General features: G+C 45.5%; 23 protein-coding genes. 6 read left to right on the top strand and 17 right to left on the bottom strand.

The features are described 5' to 3' along the window. Window positions 1-116: 116 nt before the first annotated feature. The 13 genes from K8U60_RS12465 to K8U60_RS12405 all read right to left on the bottom strand — a co-directional run bounded on the left by K8U60_RS12465 (window position 117) and on the right by K8U60_RS12405 (window position 11627). On the bottom strand, window positions 117-2165 hold the full coding sequence (locus K8U60_RS12465; RefSeq protein ID WP_223639729.1) for a catalase: 2049 nt from the start codon (window positions 2163-2165) through the stop codon (window positions 117-119). 123 nt (window positions 2166-2288) lie between these two features. Further along, complete coding sequence (gene glsA / locus K8U60_RS12460) at window positions 2289-3260, bottom strand: glutaminase A (RefSeq protein WP_223639726.1); 972 nt, start codon at window positions 3258-3260, stop codon at window positions 2289-2291. A 162-nt stretch (window positions 3261-3422) separates the two neighbouring features. Beyond that, window positions 3423-4025, bottom strand: a complete 603-nt coding sequence (locus tag K8U60_RS12455) for an alpha/beta hydrolase (RefSeq protein WP_223640354.1) — start codon at window positions 4023-4025, stop codon at window positions 3423-3425. Between the two features lie 226 nt (window positions 4026-4251). Further along, complete coding sequence (gene hslO / locus K8U60_RS12450) at window positions 4252-5133, bottom strand: Hsp33 family molecular chaperone HslO (protein ID WP_223639707.1); 882 nt, start codon at window positions 5131-5133, stop codon at window positions 4252-4254. A 28-nt stretch (window positions 5134-5161) separates the two neighbouring features. Beyond that, on the bottom strand, window positions 5162-5386 hold the full coding sequence (locus tag K8U60_RS12445) for a DUF896 domain-containing protein (protein WP_223639705.1): 225 nt from the start codon (window positions 5384-5386) through the stop codon (window positions 5162-5164). Between the two features lie 19 nt (window positions 5387-5405). After that, complete coding sequence (locus tag K8U60_RS12440) at window positions 5406-5888, bottom strand: RrF2 family transcriptional regulator (protein WP_223639702.1); 483 nt, start codon at window positions 5886-5888, stop codon at window positions 5406-5408. A gap of 182 nt (window positions 5889-6070) precedes the next feature. Beyond that, the gene (locus K8U60_RS12435; protein ID WP_223639699.1) at window positions 6071-6604 is read right to left on the bottom strand and encodes a chromate transporter; all 534 of its coding nucleotides are present in this window, start codon (window positions 6602-6604) and stop codon (window positions 6071-6073) included. Continuing rightward, window positions 6601-7167, bottom strand: a complete 567-nt coding sequence (locus tag K8U60_RS12430) for a chromate transporter (RefSeq protein ID WP_223640351.1) — start codon at window positions 7165-7167, stop codon at window positions 6601-6603. The genes K8U60_RS12435 and K8U60_RS12430 overlap by 4 nt, the downstream gene beginning before the upstream one ends. Window positions 7168-7193: 26 nt before the next feature. Then, the gene (locus K8U60_RS12425; RefSeq protein WP_223639696.1) at window positions 7194-8798 is read right to left on the bottom strand and encodes a gamma-glutamyltransferase family protein; all 1605 of its coding nucleotides are present in this window, start codon (window positions 8796-8798) and stop codon (window positions 7194-7196) included. 238 nt (window positions 8799-9036) lie between these two features. Continuing rightward, a complete protein-coding gene (locus K8U60_RS12420) occupies window positions 9037-9486 on the bottom strand; it encodes an Lrp/AsnC family transcriptional regulator (RefSeq protein WP_223639693.1) in 450 nt (149 codons plus the stop codon). 70 nt (window positions 9487-9556) lie between these two features. Beyond that, entirely contained in the window at window positions 9557-10003 is a 447-nt protein-coding gene (locus tag K8U60_RS12415) for a GNAT family N-acetyltransferase (protein ID WP_223639675.1), read from the bottom strand. A 51-nt stretch (window positions 10004-10054) separates the two neighbouring features. After that, a complete protein-coding gene (locus K8U60_RS12410; protein WP_223639671.1) occupies window positions 10055-10903 on the bottom strand; it encodes a patatin-like phospholipase family protein in 849 nt (282 codons plus the stop codon). Window positions 10904-10949: 46 nt separating this feature from the next. Beyond that, window positions 10950-11627 (bottom strand): SOS response-associated peptidase, encoded by a 678-nt coding sequence (locus K8U60_RS12405; RefSeq protein ID WP_223639656.1) that lies wholly within the window; start codon window positions 11625-11627, stop codon window positions 10950-10952. Between the two features lie 316 nt (window positions 11628-11943). Between K8U60_RS12405 and K8U60_RS12400 the strand changes: the two genes are divergently transcribed. Both K8U60_RS12400 and K8U60_RS12395 read left to right on the top strand, forming a co-directional pair. Next, window positions 11944-12375, top strand: coding sequence for a hypothetical protein (locus K8U60_RS12400; protein ID WP_223639653.1), 432 nt, complete (start codon window positions 11944-11946; stop codon window positions 12373-12375). 191 nt (window positions 12376-12566) lie between these two features. Beyond that, a complete protein-coding gene (locus K8U60_RS12395; protein WP_223639650.1) occupies window positions 12567-13766 on the top strand; it encodes an MFS transporter in 1200 nt (399 codons plus the stop codon). Between the two features lie 26 nt (window positions 13767-13792). On the opposite strand, the gene K8U60_RS12390 is transcribed toward K8U60_RS12395, so the two are convergent. Continuing rightward, window positions 13793-15439 (bottom strand): SLC13 family permease, encoded by a 1647-nt coding sequence (locus K8U60_RS12390; protein ID WP_223639647.1) that lies wholly within the window; start codon window positions 15437-15439, stop codon window positions 13793-13795. 131 nt (window positions 15440-15570) lie between these two features. Between K8U60_RS12390 and K8U60_RS12385 the strand changes: the two genes are divergently transcribed. Further along, complete coding sequence (locus K8U60_RS12385; protein WP_223639644.1) at window positions 15571-15801, top strand: hypothetical protein; 231 nt, start codon at window positions 15571-15573, stop codon at window positions 15799-15801. Between the two features lie 255 nt (window positions 15802-16056). On the opposite strand, the gene K8U60_RS12380 is transcribed toward K8U60_RS12385, so the two are convergent. Next, window positions 16057-16245, bottom strand: a complete 189-nt coding sequence (locus K8U60_RS12380) for a hypothetical protein (protein WP_223639641.1) — start codon at window positions 16243-16245, stop codon at window positions 16057-16059. 62 nt (window positions 16246-16307) lie between these two features. Further along, on the bottom strand, window positions 16308-16784 hold the full coding sequence (locus K8U60_RS12375; RefSeq protein WP_223639638.1) for a metal-dependent hydrolase: 477 nt from the start codon (window positions 16782-16784) through the stop codon (window positions 16308-16310). 251 nt (window positions 16785-17035) lie between these two features. On the opposite strand from K8U60_RS12375, the gene K8U60_RS12370 reads away from it, so the two are divergent. From K8U60_RS12370 to K8U60_RS12360, 3 genes are all read left to right on the top strand, one after another. After that, complete coding sequence (locus K8U60_RS12370) at window positions 17036-17665, top strand: YfbR-like 5'-deoxynucleotidase (protein ID WP_223639635.1); 630 nt, start codon at window positions 17036-17038, stop codon at window positions 17663-17665. A gap of 88 nt (window positions 17666-17753) precedes the next feature. Continuing rightward, window positions 17754-19061 (top strand): hemolysin family protein, encoded by a 1308-nt coding sequence (locus K8U60_RS12365; protein WP_223639632.1) that lies wholly within the window; start codon window positions 17754-17756, stop codon window positions 19059-19061. A gap of 266 nt (window positions 19062-19327) precedes the next feature. Further along, entirely contained in the window at window positions 19328-20233 is a 906-nt protein-coding gene (locus K8U60_RS12360; RefSeq protein ID WP_223639629.1) for a YihY/virulence factor BrkB family protein, read from the top strand. A 49-nt stretch (window positions 20234-20282) separates the two neighbouring features. On the opposite strand, the gene K8U60_RS12355 is transcribed toward K8U60_RS12360, so the two are convergent. Then, window positions 20283-21062, bottom strand: a complete 780-nt coding sequence (locus K8U60_RS12355; RefSeq protein ID WP_223639625.1) for a class I SAM-dependent methyltransferase — start codon at window positions 21060-21062, stop codon at window positions 20283-20285. Window positions 21063-21076: the final 14 nt, after the last annotated feature.

Raw genomic sequence — 21076 nt, 5'->3', positions numbered from 1 at the left:
TCCAATTTTTTATGCGTATTTTGAAAATGCTTGCTTAGTTTAGAAAATACCCCGCACGTCTTTTCTTAAACATTTCAGTGTTTTAAGATTTTAGTTTCGGCTGTTTTTTTTCTTCTTTATTCGACTTGTCTATCCCAGTGGCGATGCGCTGTGATAGCTTCAAGGAACGGCTCTGTAAAATTGGAAGCATCGCTTGCTGCAACGACTCCTGGCTGATCTTCGATGGCGGCTGCCTTCAACCATTGCTGGCCATCATGTGTCGCACCGATCGGTTTGTAATGATCGAATGCTTCTCCAATATAGCGGGCTGCCTCTTTAGCAAACTTCCTGCTGACATCTGGTCCTCCGACAGCATAAATGGCGTCATAGAGAACCGGATCGGTCGTAGTGAATGTGTGGTCGACTTCAAGTTCTTTACCGTTCGAGCCCATCACTGTGCCTTGCATTTCACTGACCACTTCGTATTGAACACCTTTCGCTTGGAGTCCTTCGAGGATTTTCAGCACCTCAGCATCATTAAAGCCTTTATCTGCCAGGACTCCGACTTTACGCGTAGCTGGCGATTTCACAGTATTGTCCAGACTCAGCGCTGGAGAAGCTTTAGTGACATCCGAACCACCGTTTGTTGGAGGGGCGACACCAATATTCTTAGCTACTGCCTGCGCCATTTCCAAGTTGACATTCGTGAACATCTCAACAGCACCTTCACGAATCCATTTCTCCTGGCATTTTCCGAGTTCAAAACTGAAAGCTTCGACAATATGCTTTCGTTCCGGTTCTGTCATACTGTTCCAGAACATGGTCGCTTGTGAGAAATGATCCTTAAAGCTCTCACTGCGGGCACGCACTTTACGCCCTTCCATTTTTTCCTGGTAATGAGAATAGCCGCCTTCAGCTTCACTGACAGGAGCTGGTGTACTGTTTGTGAATGAACTCTTCTGATAAGAAACTCGCCCTTTATTGATCGTTTGGCGTCCGAAACCGTCCCGCTGATTGTTATGGAATGGGCAAACCGGTCGATTGATCGGCAGTTCGTGGAAATTTGGCCCATTCAAGCGGAGCAATTGGGTATCTGTATAGGAAAACAAGCGACCTTGCAGCAAAGGGTCGTTCGAGAAATCGATTCCCGGTACCACATGCCCCGGATGGAAAGCCACCTGTTCTGTTTCCGCAAAAACGTTGTCAACGTTGCGGTTCAAGGTCATTTTCCCGACAATCTGAATCGGAATTTCTTCCTGTGGCCATAGTTTCGTGGCGTCCAATAGATCAAAGTCGAACTTGAACTCGTCTTCCTCCGCGATAATCTGGACGCCCAACTCCCATTCAGGGAAATCTCCCTGTTCAATGGAATCATACAGATCCCGACGATTGAAATCCGGATCTTTACCGGCGATTTTCTGTGCTTCATCCCACACAAGAGAATGGGTCCCAAGCGTCGATTTCCAATTGAATTTAACGAAATGTGATTTTCCTTCAGCATTGACGAAGCGGAATGCATGCACACCAAAACCATCCATCATCCTGAAGCTGCGGGGAATTGCGCGATCAGACATCAGCCACATCATCATATGCGCTGTTTCCTGGTTGTTGATGACAAAATCCCATAAGGTATCATGCGCACTTGCCGCCTGTGGCATTTCATTGTGCGGCTCCGGCTTCACAGCATGGACAAAATCCGGAAACTTGATGGCATCCTGAATAAAGAACACCGGCATGTTATTGCCGACCAAATCATAATTTCCTTCCTCGGTATAAAACTTCGTAGAAAATCCTCGAACATCCCTCACTGTCTCTGCAGATCCTTTTGATCCGGCAACAGTCGAGAACCGCACAAATACAGGGGTCTTCTTACCTTTTTCCGAAAAGAACTTGGCCTTTGTCAAAGACTCCAACGATTCATACGCCTCAAACACTCCATGTGCAGCATATCCTCTGGCATGGACAACGCGTTCCGGAATCCGTTCGTGGTCAAAATGGGTCATTTTTTCACGGAAATGAAAATCCTCCATCAATGTAGGGCCGCGCTCTCCAGCTTTCAATGAAAATTCATCTTCCGCCATTTTCAGCCCTTGATTGGTCGTCAAGCTTTTGCCGGTATCATCCGTCCGGTACTGCTCCAATTGTTCATCCTTGCTGTTTTCATTCACTTCAGGTTCTTTCGCCATTTTGCCACTCCTTTTATTTTTATATTCTTTCTTTTACTACCCTGTCTTGTTTTAATGCACACCTCTATTTTTATTTTATTCAGCAAAAAACTCCGCAGGCTGTTAAAGCCTGCGGAGTTCCTATTAAAAGATGCTTAAATCCCATTCTTTCGAAATTTGCCGCAGCATCATCGTGCCTGCTGCACTGTTTCCTTGTACATCGATTGCAGGGCCATAGACACCAATGCCCGCTCCCGCCCGGAATTCATAAGTTTGTGAGTGGAGTTTCGGTGGAACAGCAGCCATGATACCACCTGAGACACCGCTTTTCGCTGGAATCCCGACATGAGCCGCAAAATTTCCGGAAGAATTGTACATGCCGCATGTCACCATGAGGACTTTCGCCACCTGCGCAATTTCTTCAGAGAAATGCTTTACTTTTGTAATCGGGTTAAACCCGTCATATGCAATGATCAGGCCGATCAATGCCAAATCCTTCGTGCTCACTTTAATCGCGCATTGCCGAATGTAAATATCCAGCGCTTCCTCCACTTCGAGATCCAGGAACTTCGCTTCTTTCAAATAGTAAGCCAATGCCCGGTTCCGATGAGATGATTTCCATTCGGAATCGTATACTTCCTTATCAAGCTCAAGCGGATGGCCCACCAGCTCTTCCAGAAAATGCAGCAGGAATTCATATTTCTTCTGGCTTGTCTGTCCTGGCAGCAACGCTGAAATCGTGATTGCTCCTGCATTGATGAAGGGATTGAACGGCTTGTTCGGACGATGGATTTCAAACGGGATAATTGAATTGAACGCTTCTCCGGTCGGTTCCACATCCACCCGCTCCAACACAAAATCCAACCCGTAATGGCAGCTCAATGCGATGAATGTCAATGCTTTTGAAATGCTCTGCAGAGTGAATTCCTTATCCGTATCTCCTGCGCAATAATAATTCCCTTCATCATCGACCATACAGATTCCGAGTTGGCTCGGATCCTCTTTTCCAAGTGCCGGTATGTACTGCGCGGTGGTTCCCAATATGGCATGGCCCTTATTATCTTTGACCCAAGCCTCTAACTGCTCCTGAATACGCGGATTGGTTTGCACTGCCATCCCTCCTTCTACTTCTTTCCTCCTATCATGAATGAAAGCAGTCGCCTTTGTCAAAAGCTGTTAACCCTACAGGATCAAGAACTTTTGGCATTGTCTGCTTTCTGCATCCATACTCAATGGGCGAAAGAAAAAAACCTTCCCTGCACACAGGGAAGGTTCATCTTATAACTTGTCGTACCAGGCTTTGGCGGCTTCCACTTCCGGCATGGTCAATTGATGGCCGAAATCTTCCCAATGCAACTCCGTGTTTGCACCGGCACTTGTGAGCAGCTTGTCAAGATCTGTCGATTCTTCTGCCGGACAGATGGGATCGTTGGTGCCTGCTGCGATGAATACAGGAACACCTGTTAAATCGGGCAAATCCGCCTCGCGGTTGGGCACCATCGGATGATGAAGAATTGCTCCTTTTAACGAATCCGAATACGTAAACAGCAAATTAGCGGCAATGTTTGCGCCATTTGAATAACCGATTGCGATGACATTGCTGCGGTCAAATCCATGCTCCTCAGCAGCCTCTCCAATAAACTCGTGAAGCTCTTCTGTACGGACTTTCAAATCCTCCATGTCGAAGACACCTTCTGATAACCGTTTAAAAAAACGGGGCATGCCATTTTCCGATACGTTGCCGCGAACGCTCAAGACAGAAGCCTCCGGGTCGATATGGGCAGCGATGGCCAGCAGGTCATTTTCATTTCCACCTGTTCCATGAAGCATCAGAAAAGTTGGTTTAGCAGGATTGCTGCCTTGTTGAAAAATATGTTTCATCATGAATAACCTCCAGTTGTAATCTAGATAAGTTGACGTTGAGAGCTAAAGTTCAGCCCATCGATATGCCGGCAAAGAGTGACTTACCGGACTGAGTCGAGCTGCTTCTACAATTCCCTAATTTCACTAAAAGAAACTTATCTCGAATTCAAGATAATGATATCATAGATTTTCTTTTCCTCCAATAGAAAAGGTCCATCGCATAAATTGCGTGGACCTCTTTTATTTATCGTGTCTGCGGATTCAGCATATCTTCCAGGTTTTCTTTTGAAAACAGGTAGTTTTCATTGCAGAAATGGCATTGCGCTTCCGCTTGTCCGTCTGTAACGATCATGTCCTCGATTTCAGCAGTTCCAAGGCTTTGAATGGCTCTGGAAATGCGGTCTCTCGAACATTGGCATTGAAACTGGACAGGCATTTCATCCAGCACCTTTACGTTTCCGATGCCCAATACCTCATTTAGAATATCTTCCGGCGTCAAGCCCTGGCGAACCATATTGGAAATAGTCGGAATGACTTTTAAGCGTTCTTCAATTTCCAGGATGACTTTTTCTTCAGTTCCCGGCAGCAATTGGATGATGAATCCGCCGGAAGCCTGGATGGTATTATCAGGATTGACGATTACGCCAACACCTACTGAGGATGGAATTTGTTCAGAAGTGACAATATAATGGGTGAAATCGTCACCCAATTCGCCGGACACTAAAGGAACCTGCCCGACAAAAGGCTGGAGCAATCCAATGTCTTTGGAAACCGCTAATGTACCGTCAGTACCTACAGCTCTTTTGACATCCAGTTTGCCCTGCTCGTTCAAATCGAAATGGGTCAAGGGATTCGTCACATAGCCACGGACTTCACCTTTTGCATTTGCATCTACTAAAATCGTACCAATCGGACCTCCGCCGTTAATGCGGATGGTCAGTTTTTCTTCGCCCTTCATCATCGCACCGAGCATGACGCTCGCTGTCATGGAACGGCCAAGCGCTGCAGATGCAGTCGGCCATGTATAATGGCGGCGCTGCGCTTCTCCTACAGTTTTTGTTGTCCGCGCAGCATAAGCACGTACTTGTCCATCGTATGCTAAAGCTTTCACTAAATAATCGTTCATATTGTTCTCCCTTTCTATATCAAGCTTTTCAGCTTTGATCAGCTTGTTTTTTTGCACGTACTTTGTCAGGGGTGATATCGTCACCCAATGGATCGATGACCGTCATATTCGTGACAGTCCATTCGATCTGTCCGCGGATTGACCGCAAATAATCTTCACGCAGTACTTGACGTTCCACTTTCTCCGCGTTTGTCAGTCCTTCTTCACGTGCTTTTTTTGCCAATTGATTGATGCGCGGTAAAATCGCGATCATTGTTCTCCCTCTCTTCTCTTTAACCTACAAGTTTTTGAGACAGCCATTCGGTTAATTTTTTTGTTTTTTCCTGAAATCGCTGCTCCTCCATCTTCTCTGAAAGAACAGCAATTGTTTCCTGTTCCATTCGGAAACGCCATGCATTTTCTGCATCGATCATCAAATCCGTCAACAGACAGCATCGCTCCGGCTCCTCGAGTTCCAGCAGGTCGCCCAACACTCCACTTGAGGTATACAGCGCTTGCTGTCCTTCAATGGCCACATATATATCAAACACATTAATGTCTTCCGGTTTTTTATTGAGCTTGAACCCGCCTTTAACGCCTGGTACAGAAGCGATCAAGCCTGCACTGACCAGTTTTCTCAAGAGCTTTTGAAAATAGGTCGGGGAAGTCCTGAGTTGCTGGCTGATGGCTTCGCCCGGAAGCACGGCCTTGTCCGGCAGCATATTCAATAGAAGAATTGCATACACCGATTGCTCTACACCTGGTTTCATATGCACCCAAATCACCCTCCTTCAATTACGGATAAACTTTATCCTTGTTGTCCACAATAAACTATCTTGAATTAAAAGTAAATAATAGTGCCTGGCTTTCCAAAAACTCAAAAAAGCCATCCGCAATTGGATGGCCTGGTTATCTTCAAATTAGTTGATTGAAATTAATTTGTATTAAATCGCAAAAGCTAAATCATTCCGGACACTGCTCCATAAGCAAGCGCCATTAAAATGACAAAAGCGGGATGCACTTTCCTGATTTCCAGCAGCCAATAGCTGACGATGATCAGAATCACTGTTTGTACAGTTCCTGAAGTATCAACTGAAGTCATAAAAAATTGGAGAGTCATAGCCCCGAGCAATACAGCAATGACTGGACGGACAAGCTTGGTGATGTTTTTGACTTTCGGTGAGTCTTTGTATTTCAAAAGGGTCACCATCAAAAGGACCATCAGTATAAGCGAAGGTGCCACTGAAGCGAACAAAGCGACAATCGACCCCAATATTCCGCCTTCCATATAGCCGATGTACCCTGCCATTTTTGTTGCAATCGGACCGGGAAGCGCATTGCCCAATGCCAGAACTTCTCCGAATTCCTGAGTTGTCATCCAGCCATAGCGGTCCACCACTTCTTTTTCCACAAGCGGAATGGAAGCAGGTCCCCCACCATAACCTAAAACACCGGGAATAAAAAATGCCAAAAAGATGGACCAATAAATCATTTTGACCCGACCCCTTTCTTAAAGGAAGTTAAGGAAAGAATCAAAACACCTAATATGACAATTGCAGGATGAATATTCACTAGTTCCAGCAATACAATGGCGATCCCTGTAAACAGGATGGCCCGGCCGATTCCCAATGCCTTGCCGGATTTCTGAAAGAAATCCCATGTCATCACCGCCAGCATGACGCCAACGACCGGCACCACCGCGGCCGACATGCTGTTGACCCATTCAAGATCTTTGTATTTTTGCAAAATGCCCAGCAGGATGATCATCAGGACCACTGTCGGAACAACGGAAGCAGCCAGTGCTACAAGGCAGCCCATAATCCCATTGACACGATAGCCAATGTAGCCCGCCATTTTCGTGGCAATTGGACCCGGCATCGTATTTCCCAAAGCTAAAGTATCGCCGAACTCGTCTTCTGTCATCCATTTGTAGTTAATGACCGCCTCACGGTGAAAAAGTGGGATAGCAGCGGGTCCACCACCGAATCCAAGTAAACCTACACGAAAAAAAGCGAAGAAAAGGTCTTTATTGATTTTCAGACTGGAAATCCCCAGTTTCTTTTTCTCCGCTTTTTTAGCGCCTACCAAGCAGCCACCGCGCCGTCTGTCCGCGATTCGGTTCCTCCGGCCAGCACACCGGTTTCGGGATTGCGCCAAATGATCTGTCCTCTTCCGAAACTGCCGCCATCTGTCGCGACTTGAATTTGATGGCCTTTACGGGCTAAAGCTTGCGCCAGGTAGTTCGGGAAGCTTGGTTCCACAAGAACGGTTTTCCCTTCCATCCACTGCCATCTTGGTGCATCAAGTGCAGCTTGTGGATTCATTAGGTAATCGATGGTATTGGTGACAACTTGAAAATGTCCCTGCGGCTGCATATATCCACCCATTACACCGAATGGACCCACGGCTTTTCCGCCTTTTGTCAGGAATCCCGGAATGATGGTATGGAAGGTCCGCTTGCCGCCAGCCAGGACATTGGGATGCTCAGAATCCAAAGAGAAGTCTGCTCCGCGGTTCTGCAGCCCAATTCCAGTCCCTGGAATGACGATGCCCGAGCCGAAGCCCATGTAATTGCTTTGGATGTAGGAAATCATATTGCCTTCTTCGTCAGCTGCGGACAAATACACCGTACCGCCTTTCGGCAATTCATAAGGTTCCGGATCTGAAGCGTTTTTGCCGATGGTTTCAGCGCGTGCCGCAGCATAATCTTTTGAAAGAAGATGTTCCGTGCTGACCGGCATATGTTCAGGTTCCGTAATGAAGGCTTTGCCATCTGTAAATGCCAGTTTCATCGCTTCAATTTGTTCATGGTAGGTATCAGCAGACTGCCATTTCGGCTCGGCCAGCTCTTTGAAGATATTCAAAGCCATCAAAGCGACCATCCCCTGCCCATTTGGCGGAATTTCCCACACCTCATAGCCACGGTACTCCGTAGAAACCGGTTCAACCCACTCAGGTTCAAACGATTCCAGATCTTCCTTCGATAAAAATCCTTCGTGCTTTTTCATGAAGTCATCGATTCTGTCCGCAATCGCACCTTCATAGAAAGAACGAGCATCGGTTTGCCCGATTTCAATCAAGGTTCTGGCATGGCCGGGGGATGACCACATTTCACCAATTTCCGGTGCGCGGCCGTTCGGTGCGAAAGTATCGAACCAAGCTTGGTATTCTTCACCTGTAAATGAAGACTTATATTTGGAATAGGCAGCTTTCCAATATTTTCCGAGAATCGGCGTTAATGGATAGCCTTCCTCTGCATAACGGATTGCAGGCTTCAAAGCATCCGCCAGTGACAGTTTCCCAAACTTCTTCGACAATTCTGCCCATGCAGCAGGCACGCCTGGAACCGTTACAGGCACCAAGCCATGTGTCGGCATTTTATCAAAACCAAGCGCTTTGACTGTCTCCGGAGAAATGCTTTTTGGTGCAGGGCCTGAACTGTTTAAGCCATGCAGCTTGTCTTTGACCCAGACCAATGCGAAGGCATCTCCACCAATGCCGTTCGATGTCGGCTCGACAACAGTCAACGCCGCAGCAGTTGCGATGGCTGCATCAATGGCATTTCCCCCATTCTGCATAACTTCAATACCTGCCTGTGCAGCCAGTGGCTGTGAAGTCGCCACCATCCCTTTTTTTGAAAATACGGTATGCCGTTGTGATGCAAACGGATTTTGTAAGTAGTCCACAGCAATACTTCCTTTCTCCGACTAAACTTTTGTATGAAAATAAATCCTATTCTCCACCAATTGTTAACCATTATTGGAATTCACTTACCTATAGTAAAGAGCTAATAGTCTCGATTATAGAGTATTCGTTTACTTATTTCTACCTCAAAAACAAAAATAACAGAATATTCCCACTGAAAAAGAGGGATATACTGCACTTATAAAATAAAATCCTGCAGCTCGCATCGGCTGCAGGATTTTATAGCTTCATCCCGGTACGGCTCTTGAAACGCCGAAGGAGAATATGGCTTTCTACCCTTGTGATTCCTTCGAGGGCATAGAGTTCTTCGTTGATGAATTTTTCCAGGTCGGTAAAATCATCGACCAGCACATGCATGTGAAGCGTGGATGGACCTGTCATTTGGTAACAGCTGGCCACACTGGGGTTATCCGCCAAAGTTTGAGCCACCTCAACCAAAGAAGCCGGTTCACAATCCACTTCAAAAAATCCAGATACTTTTTTACCGACTTTTTCACTGTTGATGACGACTGTAAAACTTTCAATGACACCGGCTTCCGTTAACTGGTGGACTCTTTCACGGATCGCCACCCGCGACAAATTCAATTCTTTCCCAATATCCACATATGAAATCCGGCCGTTTTCAGTCAATAACTCCAATATCTTTCGATCAATAAGATCCAGTCTCATGAATACACCTCAAGCTTTTATTTTGAAAGCGGAATGTCTAATTCCCTCTTGGGCAAAGATATGATCCCTTTTAATTGTCCAAGCTGAATTCCGTACATGTAATGCCCGGAGCTACTTCAGTTAAGCGCTGTTCCTGAAACCCGAGTGCTTTGTATAGAGCGATGGCGGGTTTATTTGCAGTTCCAGTGCTGACCGTGAATCGATAGCCTCTAAAACTTCCCAGCAAGTAGGCCACCAGTTTTCTGCCGACACCTTTTCGGAAATGATCAGGATGCACGACGAGCCGGTGTATATCGACTTCTCCTTCTTCTACTTGATACGATAGGAGTCCCTGCAACTGCTCTTCCTTGTATCCGACAAAGGTTTCGGCACTGTTTTGGATTTGAGAAATCGTTTCATGAAGCTGAGGAATTCCATGGAAACCCATCAATTCCGCTTCTATTCGGTAAGCAGCCTGCTGGATTCCCTGTATTTCTTTTGCAAGCTGTTCATTTTGATGATCTACGATATGAATCATCACCATCACCCCAATCTAACTTTACCACGATGCGATTCTCATTTTCTAAACTTATTTCTGAAGAAATTCCAGCAGTTCCTGGAATCGGTCGGTGGCATCCTGATAGCCTTGGTTGTATAAAGCTTCCAGCCGCTCCCGATCTCGTTCTACACCCCTTATTTTATAAAGGTTCATCGGGCGTATCACCATGGCCAGCCCTTCACGTTCCAATTGCTCGATAAATTCTATTGTTTCATTGTAATAAAGATGCCGGCTTTCCATTTTCTTGGCGATAGCAGGATACTGGCGAACAAATGCCGGCATAATTTTAGCGAGCCGACTTTGTTTTTTCCGGTAGCCTTTTTCTCTTGTCAAAATGATGATCGGTTTGGTCACTCCGTCCGATAACGCTTTACGGATCGGAAGCGGATCTGCAATACTGCCATCCATTAATAATTTACCGGCAAATTCCACCGGCTGCGCCATTAAGGGCAGCGAACTGGAGGCTCTGACAATGGCCAGCACATCTTCCGGCCGACTTTGTTTTTCAAAGTATACTGCTTCGCCGGTTAAACAATCCGTCGTGCCGACCACGAACTCTTCCGTTGCGTCATTAAAGCGTTCATAATCGAAAGGAACCAGGCTGTTCGGGATTTCATTGAAAATCAAATCCATTCCGAAGAGCTCCCGCTTCACCAGTAGATTTTTCACAGAGATGTATTCCGGATGGTTAACATATCCGATGGTCACTTCGCGATTGCGTCCAGCTTGTCTGGAAATGTAAGAAGATGCATGACAGGCTCCTGCCGAAACACCGATGATATAGTCGACAAAAATTTCTTCTTCCAACAGCTTTTCCAGAACACCGCCTGTGTAAACGCCACGCATTCCGCCGCCTTCCAATATCAACCCGCTCTTCATCTAACTCCCCCCTATAATCGCAAAATCAGTAAAGGGTCCAGCTGGTTCAGCCGACTTTTTCAATCAATTCCGGTTTATTGTTCTTTGGAGAGTTGACTTCATCCGAAACCCGATAGGCTTCCATGTCTTCTGCCTTATAGGGCTTCAACAGCCCTTTCAATGTTTCAACATCGTCAACATCGGGATCCAGCCAAATCTTCTCGTCCTCTTTTGATAGAATGACAGGCATCCGGTCATGGATTGACTCCATCAAAGCATTTGGACCTGTCGTCAAGATGGAACAGCTATTGACCGTCTTGCCATCGGGTGCTTTCCACGATTCCCAAAGAGCCGCAAAAGCGAAAGGTTCCCCCGTTTTCAATTTAATGCGCATCGGTATCTTTTCTCCATCTTTGCGTTGCCATTCGTAGAAAGAATCCGCCACCACCAAACAACGTTTCTTTTTGAAGGCATTGCGGAAGCTGGGTTTTTCCGCTGCAGTTTCCGACCGGGCATTAATCATCTTATAACCGATTTTCACATCTTTTGCCCATGGAGGAATCAGCCCCCACTTGAGTTTGCCAAGCCGGTTTTTCTCTCCATCATTTACGATCGCGACCACTTCCTGGGAAGGCGCCACATTATAGCTTGCCGAATACTCGTCTTCATCAATCGCCGCTTCTTCAATATTGAAGCGTTCAATCAATACAGTATAATCAGTGAACAATGAGTATCTTCCACACATCTGTACCACTCCTTCCGTTAAAGGTTCCCTATCTTAAATATACCAGATAATTCTATTACCTTCTTTGCTTCTGCCCTGTATTTTGAAAATATTCAGATAGTATATCCTTTATTATAAAGGTGAAATCAGTCATTTCCCTTGTTCTTCCGTCGGGTTGTCCTGCTAGATTTTGCATATGCCATTATTCCTTTAAATCAATAGCCCTAAGCCTTTACACCCGTTAAGGCTTAAAATCCAGGGAAAATACGTTACAGCCCCTTAAATGGCTAAATAGTGTTATAATAGAAGAACAACGAGTTATATTAGGAGGAATCACATGGCTACTGCACGCGAAATGAGTCTCGTCAACAAGGATTTTCTGGTTGAAGAATTAGGGCTGAAACAACAAGGAAACTCAACTATCTTTATGAATGAAGATTGTTTTGTATTATCCCCATCTGTTCAGCGATATGAAAAAGGTTTTGACGTCAGTGAATTCAATTTGGCAAAGTTCGATCCTGAACGCCAACAAGGCTTTTTGCTCGTACGGTACATGGACACCTTTTTAATGGCGAAGCTTGAAAGCTTTACAAAGAAAATGATGCTTCCAGAACTTCAAATCAAAAAGAAAAATACAAAACCGCATTGGAAGTTTACTGTCGCTGAGAATCCGGCCTATCATATCGTCAATACTCAAAACAAGGAACTGCGTTACCGTTTGCAGGAACCTACAAAAAAACAAATTGTCTCATTCTTCAACAAAATATAAGTTTCCCCGCAGCCTTTGGGCATGCGGGCTTTTTTATACCTCTTTAAAGGCATTGCTTTTTAGATCGATTTGCCATTTGGACTAATTTTTTAATGGTAAAATATATGGAAGTATGGAAGTTTTGGCTCATTGGCAGTTTGCCGGCTTAAAGCTGCCGAGACAAAAAAGCAATCAGTGATTGGAAGTGACCTATGGATGCTCAGCGTTATACCGTAAAAGACCGCCAGTTTTGGAAAATTATACTCAGCCTTCTGTTTGCCTCATTGTTCATATTTGCAAATATGTATGCTGTACAGCCTTTACTGCCTGTTTTTGTAGATGAATTTCAAGTCTCTGTTTCTACAGCCAGTTTATCCTTGTCATTGACCATAGTCGGTTTGATCCTTGGATTGATCGTCCTTGGGTTCTTTTCTGACCGTAATGGCAGAAAATCTTATATCATCTATTCTTTACTCGGATCAGCAATCCCTTTTTTCATCATTCCCATGACGGATTCATTTACCGTACTGCTGATTCTTCGTTTTATCCAGGGATTTGCGCTGGCAGGTGTTCCTGCGGCTGCGCTTGCTTATATCAGCGAAGAAATCGACAGAAAGAATATCGCTTACGCAACTGCTCTTTACATATCAAGCAACGCACTGGGCGGCATGCTCGGGCGGGTTTTAACCGGCTATCTGACCGACCATTTCTCCTGGCAGTTTTCATTTTATGCATTTGCTGTGACAGGACTTCTATTATTCGCAGCTGTTGTCTACCTCCTGCCGCCTTCACAGAATTTCAGCTCCAGCCAACTGAGCTTTGCAAAAGACATTGAGGGATTCCTGTTTCACTTGAAAAATCCGGCACTTCTCGTCGTTTTCGGTTTGGGCGCTATTTTACAAGTTTCTTTTACCGGCATTTGGACGTACCTGCCGTTCTATTTGGAAAGCCCGCCTTACTCCATGTCACTGCAAGCCATTTCGTATTTATTCTTTGCCTATGGCATTGGTGTCATCGGTTCCCCACTCGCGGGACGGGCCGCCGAGACATTCGGATTGCGCAACGTCCGTCTAGCAGGAGTTTTTATCCTGTCAGCCGGCATGTTCATGACACTCAGCCCTCATCTTTGGATGATTGTCGTCGGCCTTTGTGTGACTTGCCTGGGCTTTTTCACTTCCCATTCCTTGACTGCCGCTTCTGTCGGCCAGCAGGCAGCCCATCATAAGGGCAGTGCTTCCAGTTTGTATTTAGTGTCATACTACATTGGTGTTGCAGCGGGAAGTTCCCTGTTGAGTCCTCTATGGACTTCTGTTGGCTGGACCGGACTGGTTCTTTTCACCGCAATCTTGCCGCTTCTTTATATAATGGCTGTCACTCTCTACAGAAAAAAAGCAGGCTCCACCAGAAGGTGAGCCTGCTTTTTGCTGTTTATTTCACTTTATTCGAGAAATTCTGCTGGAATCGACATCAGGTCGAGTCCCCAGACAAGCGGCAAGAAGTAGAACACCGCAAGTGAGACAAAGAAAATACCGAATATATTGAGCGCGAATCCAGCTTTAGCCATGTCTGAGATCTTTAAATATCCGGATCCGAAGACAACCGCATTCGGCGGTGTAGCAACCGGCAGCATAAATGCACACGATGCCGCTACGGCTGCAGTGACCATCAGCGCATATGGATGGATGCTGAGCGCTACTGCAAGAGATGCCATGATCGGGAACATCATGGAAGCAGTCGCTGTATTGGAAGTGATTTCCGTTAGGAACAAGACCAGCGCAGCCACTACCAGAACAATAATCAGGACATTGACTCCCTGCAGTCCGATCAATTGATTTCCGATCCACTCAGACAGACCGGAGTTTGTGAAGCCAGCAGCGATGGCAAGCCCGCCACCAAACAGCAGCAGAATGCCCCAAGGCAGTTTGACTGCTGTTGCCCAGTCCAGCAAATGGTCGCCTTTTCTGTTTTTCGAAGGGATGATGAACAAAATCATCGCAGCAATCAAACCGACCATGGCATCCGTCATTTCCAGATTCGGTGCAAAAGCATCCAAAACAAAAGAGCGGCTGATCCAGGCAAGCGCCACTGCTACGAAAACAACAAAGACTGCTTTTTCTTCATAAGAAGCAGCGCCTAACTCCGCTTTCTGCTGGCGTATCACTTCGCTCCCTCCAGGCAGATGCTTCAATTTCTGTGGGTAAGCGACTTTCACCAAATAAATCCAGGCGATTAAAATGAAAGTCCAGGCCAATGGAACACCGAACAGCATCCATTGTGCAAACGTGATTTCAATGCCGTAGATTTCATTGACCGCACCAGCCAGCAAGGTGTTGGGTGGTGTTCCGATCAATGTTGCAATCCCGCCGAGTGATGCGGAGTAGGCAATCCCGAGCATCAAGGCTTTACCAAAACCAAAATTCTCTTTTGTAGTATTGATCGAAGAGTCATCCTTCAGCGCCTCTGATACCTGATAGATGATCGCCAGTCCGATCGGCACCATCATCATCGCTGTGGCAGTATTGGAGATCCACATCGACAAGAAACCGGTGGCAACCATAAACCCGAGAATGATCCGTTCAGTATTGGTACCGATGATAGAAATAATAGTAAGGGCAATTCGCTTATGTAGATCCCACTTCTCCATTGTTAGGGCAATCATAAAGCCGCCCATAAAAAGAAAGATTGTATCATTGCCATATGCAGATGTTGTTGAGCTGACATCAAGTCCGCCAGTCATCGGAAAAAGAATAATCGGCAGAAGCGATGTTGCGGGAATCGGAATGGCTTCCGTAATCCACCAGGTCGCAATCCAGATTGTACTGGCCAGTATAGCCTTCGCCTCAGGGGACAGCCCATCAGGGTTAAAGAAAACCAGCGTCAAGATGAAAAGCAACGGCCCCAGAAATAGACCGATTAACTGAGGTGTATTGTAGCTGCGGTTCTTTTTGCGTTCATCATAAGATCCGGCATCTTCCGCTCGATCACGGTCGTCGGGCACCCCACCTCCAGGGTTGGTGAAGAATCGAAATGTTTCTTTTGCCTGATCGTGTTTTTCCCACATCCAGTTCCATGTTGCAGAAATCATCTTATCCCTCCATTGTCTTAAAAAAACGAATTTTTCAATAATTTCCTTTCATCATTGTATAGCTTTATGCTCTGGCAGACAAGTCGCCCAAAGACGGGTTTCTTTATACAGAGAAATATGGCGTGTTCCACTTGATGAAGCAAATGAACTGTGATCCAATCGCTCACTTGAATGCATTGCTGCAGCACCGGACCTTGGCCGAAACGACCATCAGCTACCGGGAATTCAGGGGATTCACTGGACACCCTTCCACTACTACCGCCTCCAAGATGTTGAAATCGGCAAATACGCCATTCGTCGGGAGTTATAAAGATCGAATATACTCCATTCCTGAACTTTTTGAAGGCATGGAAAGTATTTAGAGCTTATTAGAAAGTATTCAGCCGTTTACGGAAAGTATTTGCACCTAAACAGAAAGTATTTCACTCATATTAGAAAGTAAGCTCTATTAATGGAATAAAATAATTCTTCTTTTCAAAGAAGATCCAAATCATCACATCCAAAACAAAAACCGCTGAAGAAAAATCATTGATTTTTCTTCAGCGGTTTTATTTCAGGGACTGACGAGTCAGCCGCTTGCTCTAAATTTCTTGATACGCCAGTTCTTTACGGCTCAGCTACTTTTCTTCCGATTCTCCGATCGGATTCCGTTCATCGCCCACTCCTGTATTGCTGTGAGCTCCTTTTTTCTGCATCTTGTCGCCATCTTCTCTCGATTCCTGATCGATGCTTTCGAATTCTTCACGCTGCCGGCGATTGTGGCTGCTTTGTGGATTTGCATCTTTTGAAAAATCATTTTTAGCCATTAAAATCATTCCTCCTATGAGCGTTTGTTCTTCCATTTCCCTTCTGTCATGAAGTAAAACGTTTACAGCGAAAGAAAAACGTCATAACCGAAATAGACGCAAAGAAGCGATAGCAATGCAAAGACCAGGTTTTCTGAAGTTCCGCCAGTCGTAGCGGTCAGCGGAAACCGGACGGTCAATCTTATGGGGAAGAATAGTTTGACTCCCCTTTTTGTTGCCATATCCAAGACGATGTGGCTTGCCATCCCAACGAGCAGCCCTGCTGAAATTGCTTCCATCGGCATCAAGTTATGCAACAAAATCCCAAACAGAACCAAAAACAGCAGGCTGTGCGTGAATGTCCGGTGCCCGAAAAGACCGTTGATCAATTTTGATAAAAGAGGCAAAGCCCGCCCAATCTTACTGCTGCCATGGCAAATATCAGGAATCAGCGACCCGATGACGCCTGCTCCGAGCAATAAGACCGGCTCGTAATTTGTAACTTGTGCAAAAGCAAGAGATGCTGCGATGCCGCCTATGATGTGTGTCTTTCCTGTCATGCTCCTCTTCTCCTTCGTCACGCTTTACCGGTGTCATGTATATTATACTAAAAATCGTGTATGCTGAAGACAAGGAATTTAATTATTAAAGGGTGAGGACATGAAGAATTCGCACGAGGCCGGTGTAAGCCTTCGGCAACTCCCATACCTGTTGCAGCCATGTGCGAAGGCATAGCTGATCTGCAAGTCATTTTCTGCAGACTCGCATCCTTACAACTTACTATTCAACTCAACTAGAAGGAGGCGTCATTATGGGCATTCATCGATTTTTTACATCATTAAATGATTTGGAACGGATTATCCGTGCACCTGGAAGATTTAAATTTGAAGAACATAATGTTGCAGCCCATTCGTGGAAAGTCAGCCAATACGCGATGTTTTTTGCAACAATTGAAGAACGTGCAGGACGTGAAGTTGACTGGAAGGCATTGTATGAAAAAACCATCAATCACGATTTCGCCGAAGTATTCATCGGAGATATCAAGACTCCGGTCAAATATGCTTCTCCCGAATTGAAGGAAATGATCGCAAAAGTGGAAGAAGGCATGATGGAGAAGTTCATCCTGCGCGAGATTCCCGAGGAGTTTCACGATGTCTTTTTCGATCGCATGAAGGAAGGGAAAGATTCCACCGTTGAAGGCCGCCTGCTTGAACTGGCGGATAAGCTCGATCAGTTTTATGAAGCGTTCGCAGAGTTGAAACGCGGCAATACCGACAAAGAATTTGTCGTCATGTACCGGATCGCTTTGACTAAAATATTGGACCTTCCCTTGCCTGCAAGCATCGATTATTTCAAGAACGTCATGCTCGACGATGTCATCAATGAAGACACGGCCATCGACGTGAAGGAGATTACACGACAAATCATTTCTGAGCACTAAGCTTTGCTCTATGTTTCGTGCTCGCATTATGGTAAATTTAACTTCAACAAATACTTTCGGAGGTGAATCCCTTATTTAAGGGAATTTATTGGACCCCATACTTTTAGTGAATTTAGCTTTGCTCGTCTTATTAATCGCGTTAACGGCTGTTTTCGTCGGCTCAGAATTTGCCGTCGTTAAAGTCCGGATGTCGCGCATCGACCAATTGATCGATGAAGGAAACAAAAAAGCTGTGCTGGTCAAAAAAATCACCAGTGACCTTGACTATTATCTGTCAGCGTGTCAGTTGGGAATTACCGTCACCGCCCTCGGACTGGGCTGGTTGGGGGAACCTACCGTTGAACGGCTTTTACATCCTTTGTTTGATATGCTCGGTGTTCCTTCTTCCGCTTCTACCATCATTTCATTTGTATTGGCATTCTCACTGGTGACTTTTCTGCATGTTGTCGTTGGGGAAATGGCACCAAAATCGTTGGCGCTGCAATTTGCAGAACGGATGACGCTTCTTTTGTCGCCTTTCCTGTATTGGTTCGGCAAAATCATGTATCCGTTCATCTTCGTCCTTAATGGTTCAGCTCGCATCCTATTGCGTGTTTTCGGGGTGGAACCTGCGAAAGAAGAGCAGGCCCATTCAGAAGAAGAGCTGAAAATCATTATGGCTCAAAGCTTCCAAAGCGGGGAAATCAACCAAACCGAATTGTCCTACATGCAGAATATCTTTGCTTTTGATGAACGCAGCGCAAAAGATGTCATGATTCCGCGTACGCAAATGATCGCTTTTTCAGATGATTTATCAACTGAAGAACTTCTGGCTGAAATCCGTGAGCACCGCTTTACCCGTTATCCCATCTCAAGAGATGGAGACAAAGACGACCTGATCGGTTTCATCAATGCCAAAGAAGTCCTGACCCATTATGCTGTCAACGGTCAATTTGAGTTATCAGAACTGATACACGATCTTCCTTACTTCCATGAAACCACGCCGCTTCAAAATGCCTTGGTAAAAATGCAGAAAGACCGTACACATATCGCCTTGGTCATCGATGAATATGGTGGAACTTCCGGATTGATTACAATGGAGGATATCTTAGAGGAAATTGTAGGGGAAATCCGCGATGAATTTGATGAAGAAGAAGACGAAGAAATTATTAAGGAAAGCGATACCCGCTATCTTTTGAATGGTCGTGTCCTATTGAAGGATCTGGAAGAACGGTTCGGCTTTACTTTTGAAGACAGCGAAGACATCGATACGATCGCCGGCTGGATTCAGCATCAGCTGATTGAAGCTGAAACTGGGGACCTCTTTATAAAAGGTGGTTGCCAATGGTCCATCGTTGAAATGGAAAATCACCATATTTTAAAAGTGGCCTGTGATCTCTTGCCAAAATCAGCTTAAAATGAACGTCCGCTTGCCGGGCGTTTTTTTCTTTGCAGAAAACAAATTTCAATAATGCTGTATTTTTTCAACTATTGAAAAACACAGCATATCAAGGTTTCAGGCTATTGGCTCTCATCAAATTTTCCCTTTCACTGAATCTGTCACCACTATCGAGGTTTCCAGCTCTTTTTCCTGCAAATCAGCTTTTGTTTCCATTTTAGGGTTAATCCTATGTATAACGGGGCATATAAAGAATAACCAATTTTAAAAATGGAGGTTTTCATATGAGTAAAGCTATGGGGTTTGCCAAAGAACTTGGCAGTGAGTTTAAAAAAGATAAAGCAACGACCCTAGCAGCGGCACAGGCTTATTACTATCTTTTAGCTATCGTTCCTTTATTAATCCTGTTGCTGGCTATTTTGCCTTATCTTCAGATCGACCCACAGCGTGCGGTAGATTTCATCGGCACCATCCTCCCAGGGGAAGTGGCTTCAACATTCGAAGAGACGATTGTCAGTGTCGTCACCACACCATCAGGCGGTTTATTGACATTTGGTATTCTGGGTACGCTTTGGTCTGCTTCGAACGCCTTGACTGCGTTTATCGATGCCACCAATCAAGCCTATGGCATTGAAGAAACCCGTTCATTCATTAAATTGAAAGCGACAGCCATAGTTTTGACGCTTGGTATGCTCGTAGCGGTTATTGTCGCACTCGTCCTGCCAATTTTTGGTGGCACGATTATTGACATGGTTAAATCCTTCTTGAGTCTTCCAGAACAAACAGAAATTATTTTCCAGATTCTGCGTTGGGTCATTTCCATTGCAGTTATGAGTATTGTCTTGGCACTTATGTACAAGTTTGCTCCTGATAAGCATTTCCCATTCAAGGAAGTCATTATCGGAGCAGTAATTGCAACCGTGCTATGGCAAGTCGTATCATTCGGATTCTCAATCTACGTTGCCAATTTCGGCAGTTACTCGGCTACTTACGGCAGTCTTGGAGGACTTATTGTACTCATGTTATGGTTCTTCCTGACCGGTCTGATTCTGGTGATCGGTGCTGAAATCAATGCTATCCTACACAGACGCAAACATGCGAAAGCAGATACTTCATCTGATCCTGTCGCCCAAAGTGAAGCAGGTCAAAAAGAAGCAAAGGATGCAGAATCGTCCATGAACAAATATTAGATTGGAAAGCCCCTTCACCGGTTTGGTGAAAGGGCTTTTTTTGGTTTTCTCAATGGTCTACTTTTTCGTACAGAGCCATCCACTCATCAATTGTGAAGGTTTGAATTTTTCCAGCACTGGTTTCTATTGAAAAGTAGTCAGTGGTTTTTTCATCCGCACTAAGCAAATGCAGGGAAACCTGCTCCACCTGCGCTTCACTTTCAGCAGTTCGAGCTACCCACGACGGATAATCGAATGTTTTCTTCCGGTCCGCTGATTTCAGTTTCACCAAACCATTCTGCTCCAGCAGACTCGCCCATTCTTCTTTTGGCAGGCAGCGTGAATGGCTGGCATCCCGCAATTTTTCAGTAGCGTTCATAAATTCTGCAAGCTCGGGGTCTGCCGGGGCGACATTGTCGATCAGCATAAATTTTCCGCCTTTTTTTAAAACCCGTGCCGCTTCTTTGATAAATCGGGCCGGATGCGGAAAGTGATGCGGTGCAATCCTGCACACTGCTGCATCAAAACTTTCCTTCAAGAATGGCAAAGCCTCAGCATCCGCCACTACATATTGGATGTTATCGAAACTGCCGCGCAGATACTTGGCCGTATTCTCCAGCATTTCTTCTGTCAGATCTGTAGAAAATACCGTCTCTGCATGGGGAGCCAGTGTTTTGGTCACATGGCCACCTCCCGTTGCAATATCCAGCACAGTCCAGCTCTTCTTAGGTTGAAGCCATTCGACAATCAGCGGCAGATCATCTCCTTTAGCATGGCTGTTGCTGGTTACATATTTATCGGCATTTTTCCCAAAAACTTCTTTCACTTTTTGTTTTGGCGTCTTCTCCATCTTTCTCCCCCTCA

It is taken from the genome of Planococcus circulans (assembly GCF_020023385.1).
In the GTDB taxonomy this organism is placed as follows: Bacteria; Bacillota; Bacilli; order Bacillales_A; family Planococcaceae; genus Planococcus.
Note: the sequence above shows the minus strand (reverse complement) of the source record. Positions and strands in the feature narration are given on the sequence as shown.

What these genes read in the sequence shown, in the direction of transcription:
- K8U60_RS12445 (WP_223639705.1), bottom strand. Translation starts at nt 5,386, where the DNA reads ATGATCGCGATTTTACCGCGCATCAATCAATTGGCAAAAAAAGCACGT.
- K8U60_RS12415 (WP_223639675.1), bottom strand. Translation starts at nt 10,003, where the DNA reads ATGATTCATATCGTAGATCATCAAAATGAACAGCTTGCAAAAGAAATA.
- K8U60_RS12435 (WP_223639699.1), bottom strand. Translation starts at nt 6,604, where the DNA reads ATGATTTATTGGTCCATCTTTTTGGCATTTTTTATTCCCGGTGTTTTA.
- hslO (WP_223639707.1), bottom strand. Translation starts at nt 5,133, where the DNA reads ATGAACGATTATTTAGTGAAAGCTTTAGCATACGATGGACAAGTACGT.
- glsA (WP_223639726.1), bottom strand. Translation starts at nt 3,260, where the DNA reads ATGGCAGTGCAAACCAATCCGCGTATTCAGGAGCAGTTAGAGGCTTGG.
- K8U60_RS12410 (WP_223639671.1), bottom strand. Translation starts at nt 10,903, where the DNA reads ATGAAGAGCGGGTTGATATTGGAAGGCGGCGGAATGCGTGGCGTTTAC.
- K8U60_RS12360 (WP_223639629.1), top strand. Translation starts at nt 19,328, where the DNA reads ATGAGTAAAGCTATGGGGTTTGCCAAAGAACTTGGCAGTGAGTTTAAA.
- K8U60_RS12375 (WP_223639638.1), bottom strand. Translation starts at nt 16,784, where the DNA reads ATGACAGGAAAGACACACATCATAGGCGGCATCGCAGCATCTCTTGCT.
- K8U60_RS12370 (WP_223639635.1), top strand. Translation starts at nt 17,036, where the DNA reads ATGGGCATTCATCGATTTTTTACATCATTAAATGATTTGGAACGGATT.
- K8U60_RS12395 (WP_223639650.1), top strand. Translation starts at nt 12,567, where the DNA reads ATGGATGCTCAGCGTTATACCGTAAAAGACCGCCAGTTTTGGAAAATT.
- K8U60_RS12355 (WP_223639625.1), bottom strand. Translation starts at nt 21,062, where the DNA reads ATGGAGAAGACGCCAAAACAAAAAGTGAAAGAAGTTTTTGGGAAAAAT.
- K8U60_RS12465 (WP_223639729.1), bottom strand. Translation starts at nt 2,165, where the DNA reads ATGGCGAAAGAACCTGAAGTGAATGAAAACAGCAAGGATGAACAATTG.
- K8U60_RS12455 (WP_223640354.1), bottom strand. Translation starts at nt 4,025, where the DNA reads ATGAAACATATTTTTCAACAAGGCAGCAATCCTGCTAAACCAACTTTT.
- K8U60_RS12405 (WP_223639656.1), bottom strand. Translation starts at nt 11,627, where the DNA reads ATGTGTGGAAGATACTCATTGTTCACTGATTATACTGTATTGATTGAA.
- K8U60_RS12390 (WP_223639647.1), bottom strand. Translation starts at nt 15,439, where the DNA reads ATGATTTCTGCAACATGGAACTGGATGTGGGAAAAACACGATCAGGCA.
- K8U60_RS12380 (WP_223639641.1), bottom strand. Translation starts at nt 16,245, where the DNA reads ATGGCTAAAAATGATTTTTCAAAAGATGCAAATCCACAAAGCAGCCAC.
- K8U60_RS12420 (WP_223639693.1), bottom strand. Translation starts at nt 9,486, where the DNA reads ATGAGACTGGATCTTATTGATCGAAAGATATTGGAGTTATTGACTGAA.
- K8U60_RS12400 (WP_223639653.1), top strand. Translation starts at nt 11,944, where the DNA reads ATGGCTACTGCACGCGAAATGAGTCTCGTCAACAAGGATTTTCTGGTT.